The organism is Chromobacterium sp. Rain0013, from assembly GCF_015291765.1.
In the GTDB taxonomy this organism is placed as follows: domain Bacteria; phylum Pseudomonadota; class Gammaproteobacteria; order Burkholderiales; family Chromobacteriaceae; genus Chromobacterium; species Chromobacterium haemolyticum.
Genome location: NZ_CP031514.1, coordinates 130,752 through 147,699, shown reverse-complemented (window position 1 = coordinate 147,699; position 16,948 = coordinate 130,752). Strand labels below are relative to the sequence as shown.

Sequence of the window (16,948 nt, the reverse complement as noted above, 5' to 3'; positions counted from 1 at the left end):
CAATGTCGGCTCCGTCTCTTCCCGGCGCGCGTCGTATTCTCGGCATCGATCCCGGCAGTCGCATTACCGGCTTCGGGGTGATCGATTTGCTGGGGCAGCAGCGCCATTACGTGGCCTCCGGCTGCATCCGCACGCCGCAGGGCGCGCCCTTGAGTGAACGCATACGCGTGATCGTCGACGGCTTGTTCGGCGTGATCGATACCTACCGGCCGCAGGCGGCGGCGGTAGAGCAAGTGTTCGTCAACGTTAATCCCGCTGCCACGCTGATGTTGGGTCAAGCGCGCGGAGCCTGCATTACTGCGCTGGTGTTGAGAGATTTGCCGGTGGCGGAATATACCGCGCTGCAGGTCAAACAGTCCGTCGCAGGTCACGGCAAGGCCGCCAAGGAGCAGGTGCAACACATGGTGGTGCGTATGCTGAATTTGTCCGGCACTCCCCAGGCCGATGCCGCCGATGCGTTGGCGGTGGCCTTGGCGCACGCCAACCTCAGCGCCGGAGCCTTAGGCCAGCTGGCGCAAAGCGGCCTGAAAATTCGAGGCGGCCGGCTGGTGTAGCCGGCGTGCCTGTAATCGTTTGAAGAAAGAACCCGAACATGATTGGACGCCTGAGCGGCAACCTCATCGAAAAACTCCCTCCGCAAGTGGTGCTGGACGTCAACGGAGTCGGCTATGAAATCGATGTGCCGATGACCACTTTTTACCAACTGCCGGCTCTGGGTCAAAAAACCACGCTGTTCACCCACCTGGTGGTAAGAGAAGACGCCCACCTGCTGTTCGGCTTCGCCAGCAAGGAGGATAGACAGACCTTCCGGCAATTGGTGAAGGTAACCGGCATCGGCGCCAAGATCGCCCTGGCGATCCTCTCCGGCATGACTACCGACGACTTGGCGGTGGCGGTGGCCAGCGAGGATATCAAACGCCTGTCCGCGGTGCCGGGCATCGGCAAGAAAACCGCGGAACGCCTGGTGCTGGAGTTGCGCGGCAAATTGGCCACCGGCAGCAATCTGACCGCCCCGGGAGGCCTGGCTTTCGCCGCCACGCCGGATGAGAAGGGCGACATCGTCAACGCCTTGTTGGCGCTGGGTTACAACGAGAAGGAGGCAGCCGCCGCCACCAAGGGCTTGCCGGCTGACGTGACGGTGAGCGAGGGCGTGCGTCTTGCCTTGAAGAGCCTGATGAAGTTTTAAGAACCTGTTTACGATCTCGCGAGCAAGAGCGAGACAGCGCGAAAACGAGCGAAAACGCGGAATGTACTCGTGGCACATGAGCATTTTGAGCTGGTTTTCAACGCCGTATCGCCGACGCGCAGCAGACTTTGAACAGGTTTAAGACCCGCGAACAAAACCCCTGATCCTGCGTTGCGCCTCCTTGTCGTACGACTGGTACTGCCTGCGTCGGCGCGCCTTGGCTCAGGTGGACTGCGAGGTTTTGCTAGTGGCTCTAAGAGGGACCGCGGTGTGCGTTGGCCTCGCATAAAAAAAGCCGCCCAGAAGGGCGGCGAATGGAGGCGGGCACACATGCGTGTGTTCCTTGGGACGACTCCGGGTAAAGCGAGTATCGGCGCGACAGGTCAGGGCAAGCGAGCCAGGCGGGTTGCGCGCCGATGAATGAAAGCAGAATTAGCCAGCGGCTTTGAGAGTGACGTTGGTGCGCACCGAGGTCACGCCCGGCACGCGGGAGGCTTCTTCAGCTACGCGGCGCAGCGCTTCTTCGCTGGGTGCGGTGCCATTCAGGGTGACTTCGCCTGCTTTCACGCTGGTCTGGATATTGGCGCCAACCTGAGCCGCGGCTTTGGCGACGGCTTCCTGAACCGCCTGGTTCAGACCGGTGGCTGCGCTTGGCGTAGCTTCGGCGATAAAAGCTTCAGCAGCGCTGGCGTCGCCTTTGGCCGCGGTGGCGCGTTGGGCTTGCTCGGCCGGGGCGCTGGCGTCGCCTTTGGCTGCGGTGGCGCGTTGGGCTTGCTCGGCGGGAGCGCTGGCGTCGCCTTTGGCTGCGGTAGCGCGCTGGGCTTGCTCGGCCGGGGCGCTGGCGTCGCCTTTGGCTGCGGTAGCGCGCTGGGCTTGCTCGGCCGGGGCGCTGGCGTCGCCTTTGGCTGCGGTGGCGCGTTGGGCTTGCTCGGCGGGAGCGCTGGCGTCGCCTTTGGCTGCGGTAGCGCGCTGGGCTTGCTCGGCGGGAGCGCTGGCGTCGCCTTTGGTTGCGGTGGCGCGTTGAGCCTGCTCGACCGGGGCGCTGGCGTCTTGAGCCGCCCAGCTGGCGCCGGTGAACAGGGAAGTCATCAGAGCAATGGCAAGAGTGGATTTCTTCATGGGATTAACCTTTTTGAGAGAGTGAGTCACATCGCTTGCGCTTGAGTCTGTCGCGCTTCGATCATTTGCGCTCTCCCTATGGCAAAAGGCGTGCCAGCTTTGATTTCTTCTTATTTTTCAAGGTCTTGTGTTTTTTGTGGCTGGAGTTGGCTTGCAGGATGCGGCTATTCTGTCGCTGTTTGGCGACAGGGTGGAGGGGGAAAAGGGTAGAGCTTTGATTTCGCTGTGATTTTACCTGTCGCCGATTGGCGACAGGCGTTGGCGGCGCTTCATTTTTTATCACGCCTGTCGCGTCGCCACGCTTATTCCAGCTTGAAGGCGGCGGGCGTCAGTTCGTGTTTTTGCAGCAAGCGATAAAACTCGGTGCGGTTGCGGTCAGCCAGTCGCGCGGCGTCGCTGACATTGCCTCCGGTCAGCCGCAGCAAGCGTTCTAGGTAGTCGCGTTCAAATTGTCGCTTGGCTTCCGCCAGCGTTGGGATCGCGCTTTCTTCGCTGGCGACGGCTTTCTGTACTTGCGCCAGCGTCACCAGAGAGCCGGTGGTCAGCACGCAGCATTGTTCTACCACATTGGCCAATTGCCGGATATTGCCCGGCCAAGGCGCGGCGCTCAGGTATTCCAGCGCGTCGGCGGCGAAACCGCTGACGGCTTTCTGATAGCGGGTGGCGATTTTTTCCAGGAAATGCGCGGCTAGCAGAGGGATGTCTTCGCGGCGTTCGGCCAGCGGCGGCAGGCGCAGCGACACCACGTTCAGGCGGTAGAACAAGTCCTCTCGGAAGCTGCCTTCCTGGATCAGCGCTTCCAACTCGCGATGCGTGGCCGATACCAGACGGATATCCACCGGGGTCGCCCGGGTCGCGCCGACCGGACGCACTTCGCGTTCCTGCAGCACGCGCAGCAATTTGACCTGCAGAGGTGGCGGCATGTCGCCAATCTCGTCCAGGAATAGGGTGCCGCCGTCCGCCTGTTGGATCAGGCCGGTCTGGCGCGCGTTGGCGCCGGTGAACGAGCCTTTTTCATGACCGAACAGCTCGCTTTCCAGCAGATTGTCCGGAATCGCTCCGCAGTTGACCGCGATGAAAGCTTGGCCCGCGCGCGGGCTGGCCAGGTGAATGGCTTTGGCCAGCACTTCCTTGCCGGTGCCGCTTTCGCCGCGCAGGAGCACGCTGGCGCCGGTGGCTGCGACCATGCGGGCCTCGGCCAGCAGTTCCTCCATCGCCGGACTGCGGCTGACCAGACCAGAGCGCCAGTCGGCCGCGGCTTGGTCGACGGGGCGGCCAGGGCCCGCCAGCGACAAGCCCTGGGCCACCTTGTCCAGCAGCGCCTTGCCGTCGAAGGGTTTGACCAGGTAGCCGAACACGCCGCGGCTGACAGCCTCCACTGCGTCCGGCACCGTGCCGTGGGCGGTCAGTAAAATCACCGGCATCGCAGGGTAGCGCTGGCGGACTTGTTCAAATAGCTCCAAGCCGTCCATGCCGGGCAGGCGCCAGTCCGTCAGCAATAAGTCGGCGCGGCGAGCCGCTAGCGCGTTTAGCGCCGCCTCGGCGCTGTTTAGCGTCTCAACCTCGTAGCCGGCGGCGCCGAGCCGCAGTCCGAGCAAGCGCAATAGGTCGGGATCGTCGTCGACCAAGACGATGCGGGCGATGGCGCTCATGGCTGGCCTCCTTTGGTTTTGCTGGGCTTCAGCTGGAGTTCGCGTTCGACTTCGCGCAGGGCGTTGAGCTTGCCGCTTAGATCGTCGTAGCGTTTCTGCAGGTCGCGGTTCTGCGCCTGTTGCCGCTCCAGCGCTTCCGCCAGCTTGCGCCGTTCTTGAAACTGTTGGAGCTGCAGCCGCGCAAGACCTAGGCTGGCCGGGTCCAGGTTGTCGGTCTTGGCAAGCAGGCTCTCCAACTGAGTCAGTATTTTTTGCGTATCGGCTCGGTTCTCCGCCGTTTGCGCTTGTTGGAGCAGAGACAGCAAGCGGCTGCTGCCGCAGCTTTCCCGTCCGGTCAGGGACAGGGCCTGGATTTCCCGCGTCTGGTTCAGCAGCAGCAGGACTTGATTGGCGTCCGGACAACGGATGATGGGCGCGGCCGGCGCGGCGGCCGGCTGACGCTGATGAGCGCAGGCGCTCAGGACCAGCAGGCTGCAAAGCCAGAGCAGCCGTCGTGTGTTGAGGGTCAAAAGGCAAAGTGTCTTCATGTCTTGTTCTCCGGTTCCGGCCACTGAAGGCGGAAGCAGGCGCCGTTCTGGGGCGTGGGTTCCAGCGTTAGTTCGCCTCGCATCAATTGGGCGAAACCGCGCGCCATCGCCAGGCCCAGCCCGGTGCCGGGCAATTCGTCCGGCGGCGGCGAACCGCTCCAGAAAGGCTCGAAAATCTTTTCTCGATAGGCTTCCGGCACACCGGGGCCTTGATCGCTGATTTCCAGCCAGACGCCGCCGCCATCGCGGCCGTGGCGGATGTTCAAGGCGCTGCCGGCGGGGCTGTGGCGAATGGCGTTGATTAATAGGTTGTCCAGGATGGTCTCTACTTTAGAGCGGTCGCCGTTGACCCGCTCCGCGTCGCCCTGGACTTCGGCGGCGAGACGTTTGGCTTGCAGTAGAGGACGACAGACCTGCAACCGTTCCGTAATCAGCGCTGGCAGATCGAAGGTTTCCACGGTTAGCGTCTCGGACAGCCATTGGCCGGCATCATAGCGCAATAAGGCTTCCACGCGTTGGCGCAGGGTCTGCGCATTGTTTTGCAGGATGGCCACGATTTCCTGTTGTTGGGCAGATAGCCGTCCTATCACTTCTTCACGCAATAGCGCGGCGGCCTCATGGATGGCGGCCAGCGGGGTTTTCAGCTCATGAGAGGCCTGACGGAAGAAACGGCCTTTCTGTTCTTCCAGCGCCGCCAGCCGGCGGTCCAGTTGGGCCAGCTCGCGGGCCAGTCGCTGCAGGTCGGCGGGGCCGGACTGGCGCCAGTCCTGAAGCCGCGCGCCATCGCTCATCCGCGCGATCTTGGCTTGCAGCTTACGTAGCGGCCAACTGATCAACAAGGTCATCGCCAGCGCCAGCGCCAGCGCGGAGGCTAGCGACAGCCAGGCTAGACGGTCGGCGGTGCGGCGCATCTCGGTGATTGAATCCTGCCATTGACGCTGGCTCTGTTCCAGTTGGCGGTTGATCAACTGGCCCTGCGCCGTCAGGTGCAGGTCCAGCTGGCGGAACAAACGGTCGCGTTGCGCGCCTGCGGGCGCGGGCAGGGCTTGAAGCTGCGGCTGGATCGCCAGAATGGCCCGGGCGCTTAGCGTCAACTCGTCGTCGTCGCCGCGTTGCAACTTGCGTTGCGCCAGTTCGATCTCCTGCCAGGCGCCGGCGGCGGTTTTGGCCAGCGTGCGGTCTTTCAGGATCTGGGCCTGGCGGGTGGCGCGTTCGAATTGAATGGATTGTTCGCGCGATACGCGGTTGGCGTCCAGCCACTCCTTGGCTTGTTCCTGGTGCGAGCGCAGCGTGGAGGCGGCGTGTCCCAACTCGTTGCGCAGCTGGATCAGCACAGCCGAGGGCACGACGGCGACGATCAGAAAGCTGGCCAGCAGCAGGCTGCGGAAAGAAATGAAACGAAGCATGATGGGGTCGGCGGCGTCGCCGCGGGCGTTAGCCCGCGGCTAAGGGCAAAGATCAAGCAGACAGCGGGGAGGCGGCTAAGTTCTGTGTGGAAATCCATTCGGCCAGCTCAGCCACGCTCAAAATGGGCAGCGCGTGCCGCCGCGCGTAATCCGCGATTTGCGGGCCGCGCATCATGCTGCCGTCCGGGTTCATCAGCTCGCACAACACGCCGGCGGGTTGGAAGCCGGCCAGCCGCGCCAGCTCCACAGCGGCCTCGGTGTGGCCGCGGCGGCTCTGCACGCCGCCTTCTGCAGCCACCAGCGGAAAGACATGGCCGGGACTGACCACGTCCCCTGCCTGCGCTTGCGGGTGGACGGCTGCCTGAATAGTACGCACCCGGTCGGCGGCGGATACGCCGGTGGATACGCCCTGCGCGGCTTCGATGCTGACGGTGAAGGCGGTGCCGTAGCGGCTGCCGTTGCGTTGGGTCATCGGAGGCAATTGCAGCCGTGCGGCGTGTTCGGCGGTCAGGCACAGACAGACGATGCCGCTGCAATCGCGGATCAGACGCGCCATCTCGGTTTCGCTCAGCGTATCAGCGGCTAGAATCAGGTCGGCTTCGTCTTCGCGGTCGTGGTCGTCTGGAACGATGACAGGCAAGCCGCGGCGCAAGGCGTTCAGCGCCGTTTCGACGCGTTGGGACAAGGTGTCGGGATGTGTGGCGATACTCATGGAAACGGTCCTCGGGTCGTTTGAGAAACAGGTTCCAGGGCGTGAAAGGGCCGGCGCAAGCCAACCCGCGCGCGCAGGCGCGCAGCGAACACGCCGCGGGCGCGCGTAGCGCGGCAGGCGGCTATGTTGTCTTCTCTCATCCGGACTATTACCGTCGGCTCTGGCCTGTCACCAGATCTGCTGACCTTCCGCCGGGAAGCGGAAGCGCTCGCGGGCTCGATCTTGCGATCATACCGCCGGTGGGGAATTGCACCCCGCCCTGAAGACGTTGCGTTGGCTCGCCGCGATGGGCGGGCCAGCGGCGATTATAGCGCGGTGGTAAGATTGGGCATTCGTTTTTTTGGCCGGCGGCTGACACCATGATTGAAACCGACAACCTGTACGGCGGCGCGCCCGAGCCTCGCATCGTCACCCAGCAAAGCCTGTCCAGCCAGGAGGAGGCGCTGGAGCGCGCTTTACGGCCCAAACTGTTGGACGAGTACGTTGGCCAGAAAAAGGCGCGCGAACAGCTGGAAATCTTCATCGAGGCGGCCAAGCGCCGCAGCGAAGCGCTGGACCACGTGCTGCTGTTCGGCCCGCCTGGGCTGGGCAAGACTACCTTGGCGCATATCGTGGCCCGCGAAATGGGCGTCAATCTGCGGCAGACCTCCGGACCCGTGTTGGAGCGGGCCGGGGATTTGGCCGCGCTGCTGACTAATCTGGAACCGCACGATGTGCTGTTCATCGATGAGATTCACCGGCTGAGCCCCGTGGTGGAGGAAATCCTTTATCCGGCCTTGGAGGATTATCAGATCGACATCATGATAGGCGAGGGGCCAGCGGCGCGTTCAGTCAAGATCGATCTGCCGCCGTTTACTCTGGTGGGCGCCACCACTCGTGCCGGCATGCTCACCAATCCGCTGCGCGACCGCTTTGGCATCGTCGCGCGGCTGGAGTTTTACAACGCGGAGGAACTGACCCGCATCGTCAACCGTTCCGCTGGCTTGTTGAACGTCAAATTGGCCGACGACGGCGCGTTTGAAGTGGCGCGCCGCAGCCGCGGCACGCCGCGCATCGCCAACCGGCTGCTGCGCCGGGTGCGTGATTACGCCGAAGTCCGGGCCGACGGCGTGGTCAGCTCCCAGGTGGCGGACGCCGCGCTGGCGATGCTGGACGTGGACCCGGCCGGCCTGGACGTGATGGACCGCAAGCTGTTGCAAGCCATTTTGGAGAAGTTTTCCGGCGGGCCGGTGGGCTTGGACAACGTCGCGGCAGCCATCGGCGAGTCCACCGACACCATCGAGGACGTGATCGAACCCTTCCTGATCCAGCAAGGCTATCTGCAGCGCACCCCGCGCGGTCGGATGGCGACGGCGCTGGCTTATCAGCACTTTGGCTTGCCGTTGAGAGATTGACGCGCAGAGCCCCGGCCTTGTCGCTTGCGAGCATCCGCATGGCCATCCGCTGATCGCCTGCGCCAGCGCGCAGGCGTACAATTCTGACTTTCACGCATTCCGCTGCGGCGGGGGATGATTATGTTTTACGCTTTGTTCGGCCTGACCTTGGCGGTGGCGATCGCCACTTCGATATTCACCGCGCGGTTTTTCGATCCGGCGGTCAACAAGATTCTAGCGCGGGTCCTGGGGCGTGATTTGACGGACGCCTGGCGCAAGTACATCTTCTTCGCCATCGTGGTCACCGGTGTTTCCGGCGGGGTGCGGCAGTGGTCGCTGGAGAAGTACTTGCCGCCGGCCGCGGGCAAGGGCAGCACCGTGATGGAGCTGACCGGCGAACGATGGCTGCTGGAGCTGTTCAACACTTTCATCGATACGCTGCGCTCGATTGCTTGGGTTATGTTGTTGTTCTTCCTGTGCGCAATGCTGGCCTATGTGATCATGAAGGCGGTGGAGATGCGCAAAGGCGAGCGGCCTCCCGAAGAATGAAAAAATCCCGACCATGGTCGGGATTTTTCGTTGAAACGGGGCCAGGCTCAGCGGCCGATCTTGATCTGCGACCACAGGCGGTTCAAATCGCGGCGGGATTTCACGTCCAGATCTTTCAGCGCCACGTACTTGCCCTTGGCCGGCTCCAGCATGATCACCGGATTGGCCTTGATCTGCGGTTTGAAGAAAGCCTCGGCCGCTTTGACCGGGTTGGTCGCGCCGATCTGGTTGGAGATTTCGGCGGCGTTCTTGCCATCCAGCATGAAGTTGATGAAGCGGTGCGCTAAGTCCGGCCGCGGAGCATCCTTCAGAATCACCATATTGTCCACCGCCAGGATATTGCCTTCCTTCTGTGGCTGGTAGCCCAGTTTGAACGGTCGTTTGGCGTGCTGCGCGTCCTGTTGCGCTTGGAACAAATCGTTGGAATAGCCGTGGGCCACCCAGATATTGCCTACGGTCAGTTCCTTGATGTAGCTCTGGTTGTTGAAGGCGGCCCAGTAGGGCTTGGCCTTGCGGATCACTTCGGCAGCGGCTTTCCAATCGGCGGGATGGGTGGAATTGGCATCCTTGCCCAGATAGAGCAGGGCGGCGGACATCAGCTCGCGCTGCGAGTCCAGTACGGTGACCCGGCCCTTGATTTTTGCCAGCACCGCCGGATCGAAGATCAAGGCCCAGCTGTTGGCCTGCGGCAACACGCCGGCTTTTTGCAACTGGGTTTCGTTGTAGCCGAGCAAGGTCAGCGACACCACGGTGGGCGCTGCCACCTTGTTGCCGGCATCGAACGGCGCGTTCAGCTTCAGGTAGCCTGAATTGAGGTTCTTCCAGTTGGGCAATTGCGCCTTGTTCAGCGGCTGGGTTTTGCCCTGCTTGATCAGAGTGCTGACGGCGAAGGCGGTGGGGAAGACCATATCGTAGCCTTTGGCGCCTGCGGCCAGCTTGGCCAGCATCTCCTCGTTGTCCCCGTAATAGTCCTGCACCAGCCGGCATTTGCACGATTGTTCAAAACGCTTGGCGGTGTCTGCGGATAAGGCGTTGTTCCAGTTATAGATATGGAGTACGTCCTCGGCCATTGCCGAGCCCCAGGTCAGAGCCAGAAGCGCCGAAAGGGCCAGCTTTTTCATACGCGTGAATCCTTTAGTTCAAAGAATGGAATGGAAAAACGAAGACGTAGCGGAGGCGTAGAGGCGCTGCCGCATTCGTTATAAAGCGACCATATTGTCGCGATGGATCAGTTCCGGTTCGATCATATAGCCGAGTGCGGCTTCAATCTCCCGGGTGGGCTTCTGCATGATGGTGCGCGCTTCGCTGGAGCTGTAGTTGACCAGGCCGCGCGCGACTTCCTTGCCTTCTTGATCGACGCAGGCCACCGCCTCGCCGCGGAGAAAATCGCCTTCCACCGCGCAAACGCCGATGGGCAACAAGCTGGTGCCGCGCTCCCGCACCGCTTGCGCCGCGCCGGCGTCCAGAACCAGGCGTCCGGATAGTTTCAAATGATCGGCCAACCATTGCTTGCGCGCCGCCATGCGGTTGGTGGGCGGCAGCAACTGGGTGCCGATGCCCTCGCCGTCCGCCAAGCGCGACAGCACCTGATGCTCGCGGCCGCAGGCGATCACCGTGGCCGCGCCGCTGCGCGCCGCGCGCTTGGCGGCGAGAATCTTGGTGATCATGCCGCCGGTGCCCACGCTGGAGCCGGCGCCGCCGGCCATTTCTTCCAAACGTGGCTCGCCGGCAATGGCTTCATGGATGAATTCCGCGTCGGGGTGTTTGCGAGGGTCCGCGCTGTACAGGCCTTGCTGATCAGTGAGAATGATCAGCGCGTCGGCCTCGATCAGATTGGTGACCAGCGCGCCCAGGGTGTCGTTGTCGCCGAAGCGAATTTCATCGGTGACCACGGTGTCGTTTTCATTGATGATGGGCACCGCGTTCAGGTTCAACAGGCTCGTCAATGTGGAGCGGGCGTTCAGATAGCGGGTGCGGTCAGCCAAGTCCTCATGGGTCAGCAGGATTTGCGCGGTCTGCAAGCCAAAGCCGCGAAAGGCGGTTTCATACGCCTGGCACAGGCCCATCTGGCCCACTGCGGCGGCGGCCTGCAATTCATGCACGCCCTTGGGGCGCACGGTCCAGCCCAGTCGTTGGCAGCCTTCGGCAATCGCGCCGCTGGAAACCAGCACCACCTGTTTGCCGCGCCGTTTCAATTCGGCTATTTCCGCCGCCCAGCGATTGAGCGCCGCCATATCCAGGCCCTTGCCGTCATTGGTGACGAGACTGGAGCCGACTTTGACCACAATCCGGTCCGCGGCGTGAATAACCGAGCGCATCCAAAACTCCATGAGTCAAAACGATAGATGCGGGGGAGTTTACCCGAAAAAGAGCATGTCGGACCGTCTCCGGCGGGGCGGAGATCCGATGGGGGCAAAGCGGCGCCATCATGGTGTCGGCAGCCTGTTGATTACACGGGCTTTGATGCGGGCCGCGCAATTCGGCAGGATCCGCGGCAAGATAAAAGCTTGATCTGAGTCAGAAATGCTCGCTATCGCGGTATTCCATGATTTGGAATAGCGGAGTCTGCGTGTGCAAACGCGATACCCGGATCAGGCTTTCCCCTTCACCATCATGTAGGCGGAATTCGCGTAACTGGCTATACGGGCGTCCAGCCATCAACAGCAGTCTGGGCATTCCCGCTGGCGTGGCCAGCAGCAAGGCGAACTGAAAGTGATCGCCGGGATGCGTAATGCTGGGCATGGCCAGCGCGGGCTGGGGCGGCCCGCCGATAAACTCCACCCCGCATTCGATTTCCCGCCCATCCGCGCGAAGCGCAACCCAGCGGGCGATGCCGAGCTTAGCGTTCTCCGGCTGATTTGGCGGGGTGACCAGCAGCAGTTCCCCTGCTCGTAGGGATTGATCTCGCGGTTGGCCGTGCAGTAGCAAGCCGGTATCGCTCTGATTGGATATGGCCAGCAAGCAGGGTGGCGGCGGCGGCCGGTGGCGAGGCGTGTCCTCTTCAGTGGAGATGCCGGGCAACTGCCAGCTCAGATCGTTGCGGTGGAACCAGATGCCAGGCAGTGCCGCGACGATTTCGATGATGGTTTGAGTCTTGAGCCGCGGATGACGGCGACGTTTGGGCTGATGCCATTCTTCCACCAGCAAGGATAGCAACTGCAATTCGTCTACCATCAGGCCTTGCTGGCGATTGTTCTGCGCTTTTTGCAGTGCTTCTCTGCTTTTTTCCAGGATGTCTCTGAGCGGCTCCAGGTCTAGCAGAAAGCAGCCGGGGCCCAATTTGCTTGCGGAAATCGGCAGAAAGCGCGGCGGAGAGTCGATTTGTTGATCCACCAGATAGCCATGCACTGGCTGGGTCAAGGCCTCCACCGGAATCAGTTGGGCCTTGGCTGCTAGATCGAAGATCAGCTGTCGCGATAAGGCTTGCTCGGTGGGGGCGAGGCGGTTACTGGGGGTCAGCCCCATCAATAGAATCTGCAAGTAGATGGTATGGATGGAGTCATCGTTGGCCAGACCTTTGTCTTGCCAGCCGTGGCCGCTGGCGAAGACATGCAGCTGGTGGCAGTCGTACCAAAAGTCCGGGGTGATCGGGCTATAGCATTGCTGGCTGATGCTCAGTAGCTGGCGCGCCGCCATCATGGTGTAGGCCATCAGCTCGATTTTAGGGTGCTCGCGATCAAGCAGACCGCGTTTGGCAAGGCGGTCGTGCAGAGTCTGTTTGAAAGTGATGAAAATCAGAGCGAACAGCTCGACGCTCAGCAAGGCCAGCTGGCGTACCTTTGGCGTCCCTAAACTGTCGTGCTGGCGAATCTCGTTTTCCAGCAGCGGGTAATAGCGATCCACCGCTTTCAGGTACAACTTCAGGAGCTTGTGGCGCAAATGGCTGTCCAGTGGAACTCGGGACAGGTTTTGCATGGACTGGCTCAATAAGCGTCCGCATTCGGGCAGATCGGTGAAAGGCAGCCGCTCCAGCCATGCCGCCACACTATCCGGTTGAGTATCTATCAGCAGAGGATCCATAGTTTGTTCTGGCAGGGTGGGCGGCGGCATGCAAGGCGATTCACAATGTAAATTGTGCCGTTTCCATGCTATGGGCACTCACCCCGCCATGGCAAGGCGGATCACGGCAAAGCGATGCTTTGGCCGTCGGCGGTGTTGGATGCGCGCGCCAGTTCCTCCAGAGTGGCTTCGGTGGCGGCGATCAGAAAGGCCATCTCCTCATCGGTGATCGTATAGGGGGGCATGAAATACACGGTGTTGCCGATGGGGCGCAACAGGCAACTACGGCGCAGCATCGCGGCAAAACAGGCTTGGGCGAAGTCGGCGCGGGAAGTGTCGACCTCGAAAGCCCAGATCATGCCCTTGTGGCGGAAGTTCCTGACGTCCGGGCGAGCTTGCAAGCCCGCCATCATCGTATTGAAACGCTGGGCTTTAGCGGCATTAACGGCCAGGACATCCTCCTCCGCGAAGATATCCAGAACCGACAGCGCCGCGGCGCATGCCAGCGCATTGCCGGTATAGCTGTGTGAATGCAAGAAACCGCGAGTGACATCATCGTGGTAGAAGGCCTGATAAATCGGGCTGCTGGTCAACACGCAGGAAAGCGGCAGGAAACCGCCGGTGATGCCTTTGGACAGACAGAGGAAGTCCGGCATGATGTCGGCTTGCTGGTAGGCGAACAGGCTGCCGGTCCGGCCAAAGCCGACGGCGATTTCATCTGCGATCAAGTGTACTTGGTATTGGTCGCACAGTCGGCGTAGCTCGCTCAGATAGAGTGGGTCGTACATCGCCATCCCGGCCGCGCCTTGCACCAATGGCTCCACGATGACCGCGGCGACTTCTCCCGCGTGCTTGGAGAGCTGGTTTTCCAGCGCCTGGGCCGCCCTGTGTGCGACATCAGCAGCGCTTTCGCCAGGCAGTGCGAGGCGAGCATCAGGTGACGGTGCGCGCAGGCCTGGCCTCAGCAAGCCGGCGTAGGTGCTGGAAAACAAGGGAACGTCGGTGACGGCCAGGGCGCCCACGGTTTCACCGTGATAACTGTTTTCCAGGCTGATAAAGCGGGTTTTGCCCGCTTGCCCTTGGTTGCGCCAATAGTGAAAGCTCATCTTGAGCGCAATTTCCGTGGCGCTCGCGCCGTCGGACCCATAAAACACATGGGCCAAGCCGCTGAGCTTGGCCAGACGCTCCGACAACTCCACTACGGGCTGATGCGTAAAACCAGCCAGCATCACGTGCTCCAGCGTGTCGAGCTGATGCTTGATCGCCTGTTTGATACGCGGATGACCATGGCCAAATAAATTGACCCACCAGGAACTGACCCCGTCCAGATAGCGCTTGCCGTCGAAGTCGCTCAACCATACGCCGTCCGCGCTGGCGATAGGGACGATGGGCAAAGCCTCGTGACGCTTCATCTGTGTACAAGGGTGCCAGACGGTGTTGAAGCTGCGCTGCAGCCAGATTTGGTTATCGCTCATCACTGTTCTATGTATTCAAATTAAGAGTTTGATGCTATCACAGGGAGAGGGGAGGCTGCGGACTGCCCAAAAACGTCACATTCCTACCTGCTGCGCTATTTATGGCTAGCGGAATTAGTAGGAAAGAGAGTGGAGAAGGGGCTGGCATACTTTCTGCATGAGCCGCTCTCTATAAAACAAGCCCTGGAGTCGAGTGATGAGGAAGGAGGCTGGTTTTACCTTGATTGAACTAATGATTGTTGTCGCTATTATCGGCATTTTGGCAGCGATTGCGATTCCAGCGTACCAGAACTATGTGATTCGAGCCAAAGTGGCGGAAGGCTTGACCTATGCGGATCAGGCCAAAACCTCGGTCTCAGAATACTATCTGGCTGGCAATACTTGGCCAAGCACTAATGCTAGCGCGGGCTTGCCGAATACTTTGGCAGGAAACTATGTCAGTAATGTACAGGTTGGAGTTAGTAGTGGAGTCAGTACTGTGACCGTGTTGTTTAATAGCAGTGTGGTCTCTGGTTTGACTGTGGTCTTTACCCCTGTAGCTAGTGGTGGTACTGTTGCTTGGTCGTGCTCAACCGGTGCGGCTTATGCTCAATATGTGCCTTCGTCTTGTCATTAAATGGAGCATGTAATGCAAAAATCCCAACAAGGTTTTACTCTTATCGAACTGATGATAGTGGTAGCTATCATTGGTATTCTGGCCGCAATTGCCATTCCCGCGTATCAGGATTACACAAAGCGGGCCAGGGTTTCTGAAGGCTTAAGTTTGGCCTCTGCTGCCAAAACAGCTGTTGCTGAGTATTATGCTTCAAACGGGTCATTCCCCTCAAATAACACCTCTGCTGGTTTGCAGGCATCAATTAGTGGCAACTCGGTAACTAGTGTGCAGGTTGGTACAAACGGTGTTATTACAGTTACCTATAGCTCCACATTGATTGATACTAGCAAGAATCAATTGACACTAACCCCTACTGCATCGGGTGGATCGATTGCCTGGACATGTGGAGCTTCGGGGACTACTGGACTCAATCCTCAATGGCTACCCGCTAACTGCCGTGCCGGCAACTGATATTGAAAAATCTTGCATAAGGAGGGTGCCAGTCGGCACCCTTTTTGTTATGAAAAATAATATAAGGTTGATTTCATTTTTTTGATTGCATTGGCGGTATCGATGCCATTTATGAGTTGGTTGCGTTATGTTCCGCTGCCTGACTGGGTGTCTGATGCTTCTGCATTTGCATTGCTTGGTATGGCCATGCTCTGCTTTTGTTTTTTTGATTTTGATAAAGTGGTTGTTTCTTGGCTTGAATTGGTTTTGTTAATTTTTGCTATGGTGATGTTGCAATCATCTTTCTATAGCCAACTTGCCATTGTTTTTGTCGGCTTAGCCTTGTTTGTCCTCCTGCTGCGTAGTTGCTTAAGGCCGCCTGATGTTAATTCTTTGATTTCAATGCTGGCTACGATTGTTGTTGTGTTCGCATTGCTGCAGTCCTTTATCGGTATTTTTCAGGTGTTAAGGATGGGGCAGTATTTTTATGGACTCATTGTTTATAGTCCAACATCCTTGGATGTGGTTGGGAATATTGCTCAGCGAAATCAATATGCAAATTTTCTTTTTTGGGGGGTTCTGTCAGTCTGTTATTTGTATGCGACAGGTAATCTGCGATACAGATTTGTGTTGTTTTTTTTGCTGCCAGTCATTTTGACGATTTCTTGGTCTGGGGCTCGTTTGCCCTTGGCTTATATGCTTTTGGCGTTATTGTTGGTCTGGTATTGGTATCGAAGCTTGGCGTATGATGAAAAAGGACGCAGTGAGGTAAAATCGTTTGCTTGGGCTGTAGTGGGGGCAGCGCTATTGATGTTTTGCTTTCAACTCTGGAATAGCGAGATTATGCTGCTACTAAGTAAAATAGGCCTACCTGTTAATGTTGTTAGCGGCTCAGATCGTATTATGGATGGTGGCTTGGGGGCACGGAGACGGATTGAGTGGACCAAGGCGTGGCTGGTTTTTATGGAGCATCCCTGGTTTGGTGTTGGATGGGGAGGGTTTGCTGCAGAGACGGTAAAGATGGAATGGCTTTCCGGTTTGCCTAAACAACCGGAGAGCTGGCTGTTTACTCATAGTCATAACCTGTTTTTCCAATTGCTAGCTGAGACCGGTTTGTTCGGGACTGTTCCTGTAGCGTTGGGTTTATGTTATCTGCTTTTTAGATTGTTGAAGAAGGTGAAGAAGGATAAAGAAAGTCTGTGGTTGTGTTGTGTTTTTGTGGTGATTTTAGTGCATAGCATGTTTGAGTATCCCATGTGGTATATGCCATTTTTGATCATGTTTATTTTGATTTGCGCTTTGGTGAAAGGTTGTGAATGGAGTGTTTCGCTTCGTCCTAGGTTCGTGAAAGGATTGTCGTTTTTCTTTGGAGTGAGTTCTTTACTATATTTTTTAGTGGGATTAAATTCCTTTTGGACGATTGTTCAATATAGTGCTCCATCATTAAATGAAAAAGATAATATTGTTCGATTGGAGGCGCTGTCAAATATAGGAAGGAATCCATTCTGGGCAAGAGATGTGGATATGGCGTTAGCTAATTATATGGTGCCTACAAGCGAACAGCTGGATATAAAGCTTGCTCATTTTGAAATGCTGGCCCGTTACCATCCATACCCTAATGTGCTACTCAAGTTGGCGATATTGCAGGCTCTGGAGGGCGACGAGGCGGGGGCGAATAAATCATTAAAGATGGCAATCGCTAATTATCCAGACTATGTGAATGGTTTTGTAGGTATGTTAGCCTCTCAAAATAGTCCCCAAGTTGTCCCTCTGAGACAGCTGGCGATGGGTGCTGCTCGAGCCTACGCCCAACATCCTCCTCACAGTCAGGCCGCGCAGTTGGCTGCAGTGATGACCGTGGCCGCGCCTGTGACGCGCAAAACACTGTTTTGACCGCCAGGATAC

Annotated in this window: 16 protein-coding genes and 1 riboswitch; of the genes, 7 read left to right on the top strand and 9 right to left on the bottom strand. The window is 59.0% G+C overall.

The window, feature by feature from the left end:
• Positions 1 to 2: 2 nt before the first annotated feature.
• Both ruvC and ruvA read left to right on the top strand, forming a co-directional pair.
• Positions 3 to 554, top strand: a complete 552-nt coding sequence (ruvC, locus tag DXT74_RS00775; RefSeq protein WP_194427097.1) for a crossover junction endodeoxyribonuclease RuvC — start codon at positions 3 to 5, stop codon at positions 552 to 554.
• 38 nt (positions 555 to 592) lie between these two features.
• The gene (gene ruvA, locus DXT74_RS00770) at positions 593 to 1,186 is read left to right on the top strand and encodes a Holliday junction branch migration protein RuvA (protein WP_019100526.1); all 594 of its coding nucleotides are present in this window, start codon (positions 593 to 595) and stop codon (positions 1,184 to 1,186) included.
• A gap of 432 nt (positions 1,187 to 1,618) precedes the next feature.
• On the opposite strand, the gene DXT74_RS00765 is transcribed toward ruvA, so the two are convergent.
• The 5 genes from DXT74_RS00765 to ribB all read right to left on the bottom strand — a co-directional run bounded on the left by DXT74_RS00765 (position 1,619) and on the right by ribB (position 6,602).
• The gene (locus DXT74_RS00765) at positions 1,619 to 2,305 is read right to left on the bottom strand and encodes a BON domain-containing protein (RefSeq protein ID WP_194427096.1); all 687 of its coding nucleotides are present in this window, start codon (positions 2,303 to 2,305) and stop codon (positions 1,619 to 1,621) included.
• 302 nt (positions 2,306 to 2,607) lie between these two features.
• On the bottom strand, positions 2,608 to 3,957 hold the full coding sequence (locus tag DXT74_RS00760; RefSeq protein WP_194427095.1) for a sigma 54-interacting transcriptional regulator: 1,350 nt from the start codon (positions 3,955 to 3,957) through the stop codon (positions 2,608 to 2,610).
• Positions 3,954 to 4,484, bottom strand: coding sequence for a hypothetical protein (locus DXT74_RS00755; RefSeq protein WP_191186268.1), 531 nt, complete (start codon positions 4,482 to 4,484; stop codon positions 3,954 to 3,956). The genes DXT74_RS00760 and DXT74_RS00755 overlap by 4 nt, the downstream gene beginning before the upstream one ends.
• A complete protein-coding gene (locus DXT74_RS00750) occupies positions 4,481 to 5,890 on the bottom strand; it encodes a HAMP domain-containing sensor histidine kinase (RefSeq protein ID WP_194427094.1) in 1,410 nt (469 codons plus the stop codon). The genes DXT74_RS00755 and DXT74_RS00750 overlap by 4 nt, the downstream gene beginning before the upstream one ends.
• Before the next feature lie 52 nt (positions 5,891 to 5,942).
• Positions 5,943 to 6,602, bottom strand: a complete 660-nt coding sequence (gene ribB, locus DXT74_RS00745; protein ID WP_194427093.1) for a 3,4-dihydroxy-2-butanone-4-phosphate synthase — start codon at positions 6,600 to 6,602, stop codon at positions 5,943 to 5,945.
• A 124-nt stretch (positions 6,603 to 6,726) separates the two neighbouring features.
• Positions 6,727 to 6,873, bottom strand: a riboswitch (FMN riboswitch).
• An 88-nt stretch (positions 6,874 to 6,961) separates the two neighbouring features.
• On the opposite strand from ribB, the gene ruvB reads away from it, so the two are divergent.
• Both ruvB and DXT74_RS00735 read left to right on the top strand, forming a co-directional pair.
• The gene (gene ruvB / locus DXT74_RS00740; protein ID WP_043641201.1) at positions 6,962 to 7,996 is read left to right on the top strand and encodes a Holliday junction branch migration DNA helicase RuvB; all 1,035 of its coding nucleotides are present in this window, start codon (positions 6,962 to 6,964) and stop codon (positions 7,994 to 7,996) included.
• 120 nt (positions 7,997 to 8,116) lie between these two features.
• Positions 8,117 to 8,524: a hypothetical protein gene (locus tag DXT74_RS00735; protein ID WP_043641204.1), complete on the top strand. Its 408-nt coding sequence runs from the start codon at positions 8,117 to 8,119 to the stop codon at positions 8,522 to 8,524.
• A gap of 47 nt (positions 8,525 to 8,571) precedes the next feature.
• Here DXT74_RS00735 and DXT74_RS00730 read toward each other — a convergent pair whose 3' ends face one another.
• The 4 genes from DXT74_RS00730 to DXT74_RS00715 all read right to left on the bottom strand — a co-directional run bounded on the left by DXT74_RS00730 (position 8,572) and on the right by DXT74_RS00715 (position 13,998).
• On the bottom strand, positions 8,572 to 9,645 hold the full coding sequence (locus DXT74_RS00730) for a PotD/PotF family extracellular solute-binding protein (RefSeq protein WP_081555053.1): 1,074 nt from the start codon (positions 9,643 to 9,645) through the stop codon (positions 8,572 to 8,574).
• 78 nt (positions 9,646 to 9,723) lie between these two features.
• On the bottom strand, positions 9,724 to 10,842 hold the full coding sequence (proB, locus tag DXT74_RS00725) for a glutamate 5-kinase (RefSeq protein WP_019100517.1): 1,119 nt from the start codon (positions 10,840 to 10,842) through the stop codon (positions 9,724 to 9,726).
• 199 nt (positions 10,843 to 11,041) lie between these two features.
• Entirely contained in the window at positions 11,042 to 12,544 is a 1,503-nt protein-coding gene (locus DXT74_RS00720; protein WP_194427092.1) for a hypothetical protein, read from the bottom strand.
• A 101-nt stretch (positions 12,545 to 12,645) separates the two neighbouring features.
• On the bottom strand, positions 12,646 to 13,998 hold the full coding sequence (locus tag DXT74_RS00715; protein ID WP_194427091.1) for an adenosylmethionine--8-amino-7-oxononanoate transaminase: 1,353 nt from the start codon (positions 13,996 to 13,998) through the stop codon (positions 12,646 to 12,648).
• A gap of 196 nt (positions 13,999 to 14,194) precedes the next feature.
• Here DXT74_RS00715 and DXT74_RS00710 point away from each other — a divergent pair, with 196 nt between their 5' ends.
• The 3 genes from DXT74_RS00710 to DXT74_RS00700 all read left to right on the top strand — a co-directional run bounded on the left by DXT74_RS00710 (position 14,195) and on the right by DXT74_RS00700 (position 16,936).
• Positions 14,195 to 14,614 (top strand): pilin, encoded by a 420-nt coding sequence (locus tag DXT74_RS00710; RefSeq protein WP_194427090.1) that lies wholly within the window; start codon positions 14,195 to 14,197, stop codon positions 14,612 to 14,614.
• A 12-nt stretch (positions 14,615 to 14,626) separates the two neighbouring features.
• Positions 14,627 to 15,064, top strand: a complete 438-nt coding sequence (locus tag DXT74_RS00705) for a pilin (protein WP_194427089.1) — start codon at positions 14,627 to 14,629, stop codon at positions 15,062 to 15,064.
• Positions 15,065 to 15,175: 111 nt separating this feature from the next.
• Complete coding sequence (locus tag DXT74_RS00700) at positions 15,176 to 16,936, top strand: PglL family O-oligosaccharyltransferase (RefSeq protein WP_194427088.1); 1,761 nt, start codon at positions 15,176 to 15,178, stop codon at positions 16,934 to 16,936.
• Positions 16,937 to 16,948: the final 12 nt, after the last annotated feature.

Bases quoted from the DNA above. Each gene is read 5' to 3' on its own strand.
- DXT74_RS00735 (WP_043641204.1), top strand. From the start codon at position 8,117: ATGTTTTACGCTTTGTTCGGCCTGACCTTGGCGGTGGCGATCGCCACT.
- proB (WP_019100517.1), bottom strand. From the start codon at position 10,842: ATGCGCTCGGTTATTCACGCCGCGGACCGGATTGTGGTCAAAGTCGGC.
- ruvC (WP_194427097.1), top strand. From the start codon at position 3: ATGTCGGCTCCGTCTCTTCCCGGCGCGCGTCGTATTCTCGGCATCGAT.
- DXT74_RS00750 (WP_194427094.1), bottom strand. From the start codon at position 5,890: ATGCTTCGTTTCATTTCTTTCCGCAGCCTGCTGCTGGCCAGCTTTCTG.
- DXT74_RS00720 (WP_194427092.1), bottom strand. From the start codon at position 12,544: ATGGATCCTCTGCTGATAGATACTCAACCGGATAGTGTGGCGGCATGG.
- DXT74_RS00700 (WP_194427088.1), top strand. From the start codon at position 15,176: ATGAGTTGGTTGCGTTATGTTCCGCTGCCTGACTGGGTGTCTGATGCT.
- DXT74_RS00730 (WP_081555053.1), bottom strand. From the start codon at position 9,645: ATGAAAAAGCTGGCCCTTTCGGCGCTTCTGGCTCTGACCTGGGGCTCG.
- DXT74_RS00710 (WP_194427090.1), top strand. From the start codon at position 14,195: ATGAGGAAGGAGGCTGGTTTTACCTTGATTGAACTAATGATTGTTGTC.
- DXT74_RS00765 (WP_194427096.1), bottom strand. From the start codon at position 2,305: ATGAAGAAATCCACTCTTGCCATTGCTCTGATGACTTCCCTGTTCACC.
- DXT74_RS00705 (WP_194427089.1), top strand. From the start codon at position 14,627: ATGCAAAAATCCCAACAAGGTTTTACTCTTATCGAACTGATGATAGTG.
- DXT74_RS00755 (WP_191186268.1), bottom strand. From the start codon at position 4,484: ATGAAGACACTTTGCCTTTTGACCCTCAACACACGACGGCTGCTCTGG.
- DXT74_RS00760 (WP_194427095.1), bottom strand. From the start codon at position 3,957: ATGAGCGCCATCGCCCGCATCGTCTTGGTCGACGACGATCCCGACCTA.
- ribB (WP_194427093.1), bottom strand. From the start codon at position 6,602: ATGAGTATCGCCACACATCCCGACACCTTGTCCCAACGCGTCGAAACG.
- ruvA (WP_019100526.1), top strand. From the start codon at position 593: ATGATTGGACGCCTGAGCGGCAACCTCATCGAAAAACTCCCTCCGCAA.
- ruvB (WP_043641201.1), top strand. From the start codon at position 6,962: ATGATTGAAACCGACAACCTGTACGGCGGCGCGCCCGAGCCTCGCATC.
- DXT74_RS00715 (WP_194427091.1), bottom strand. From the start codon at position 13,998: ATGAGCGATAACCAAATCTGGCTGCAGCGCAGCTTCAACACCGTCTGG.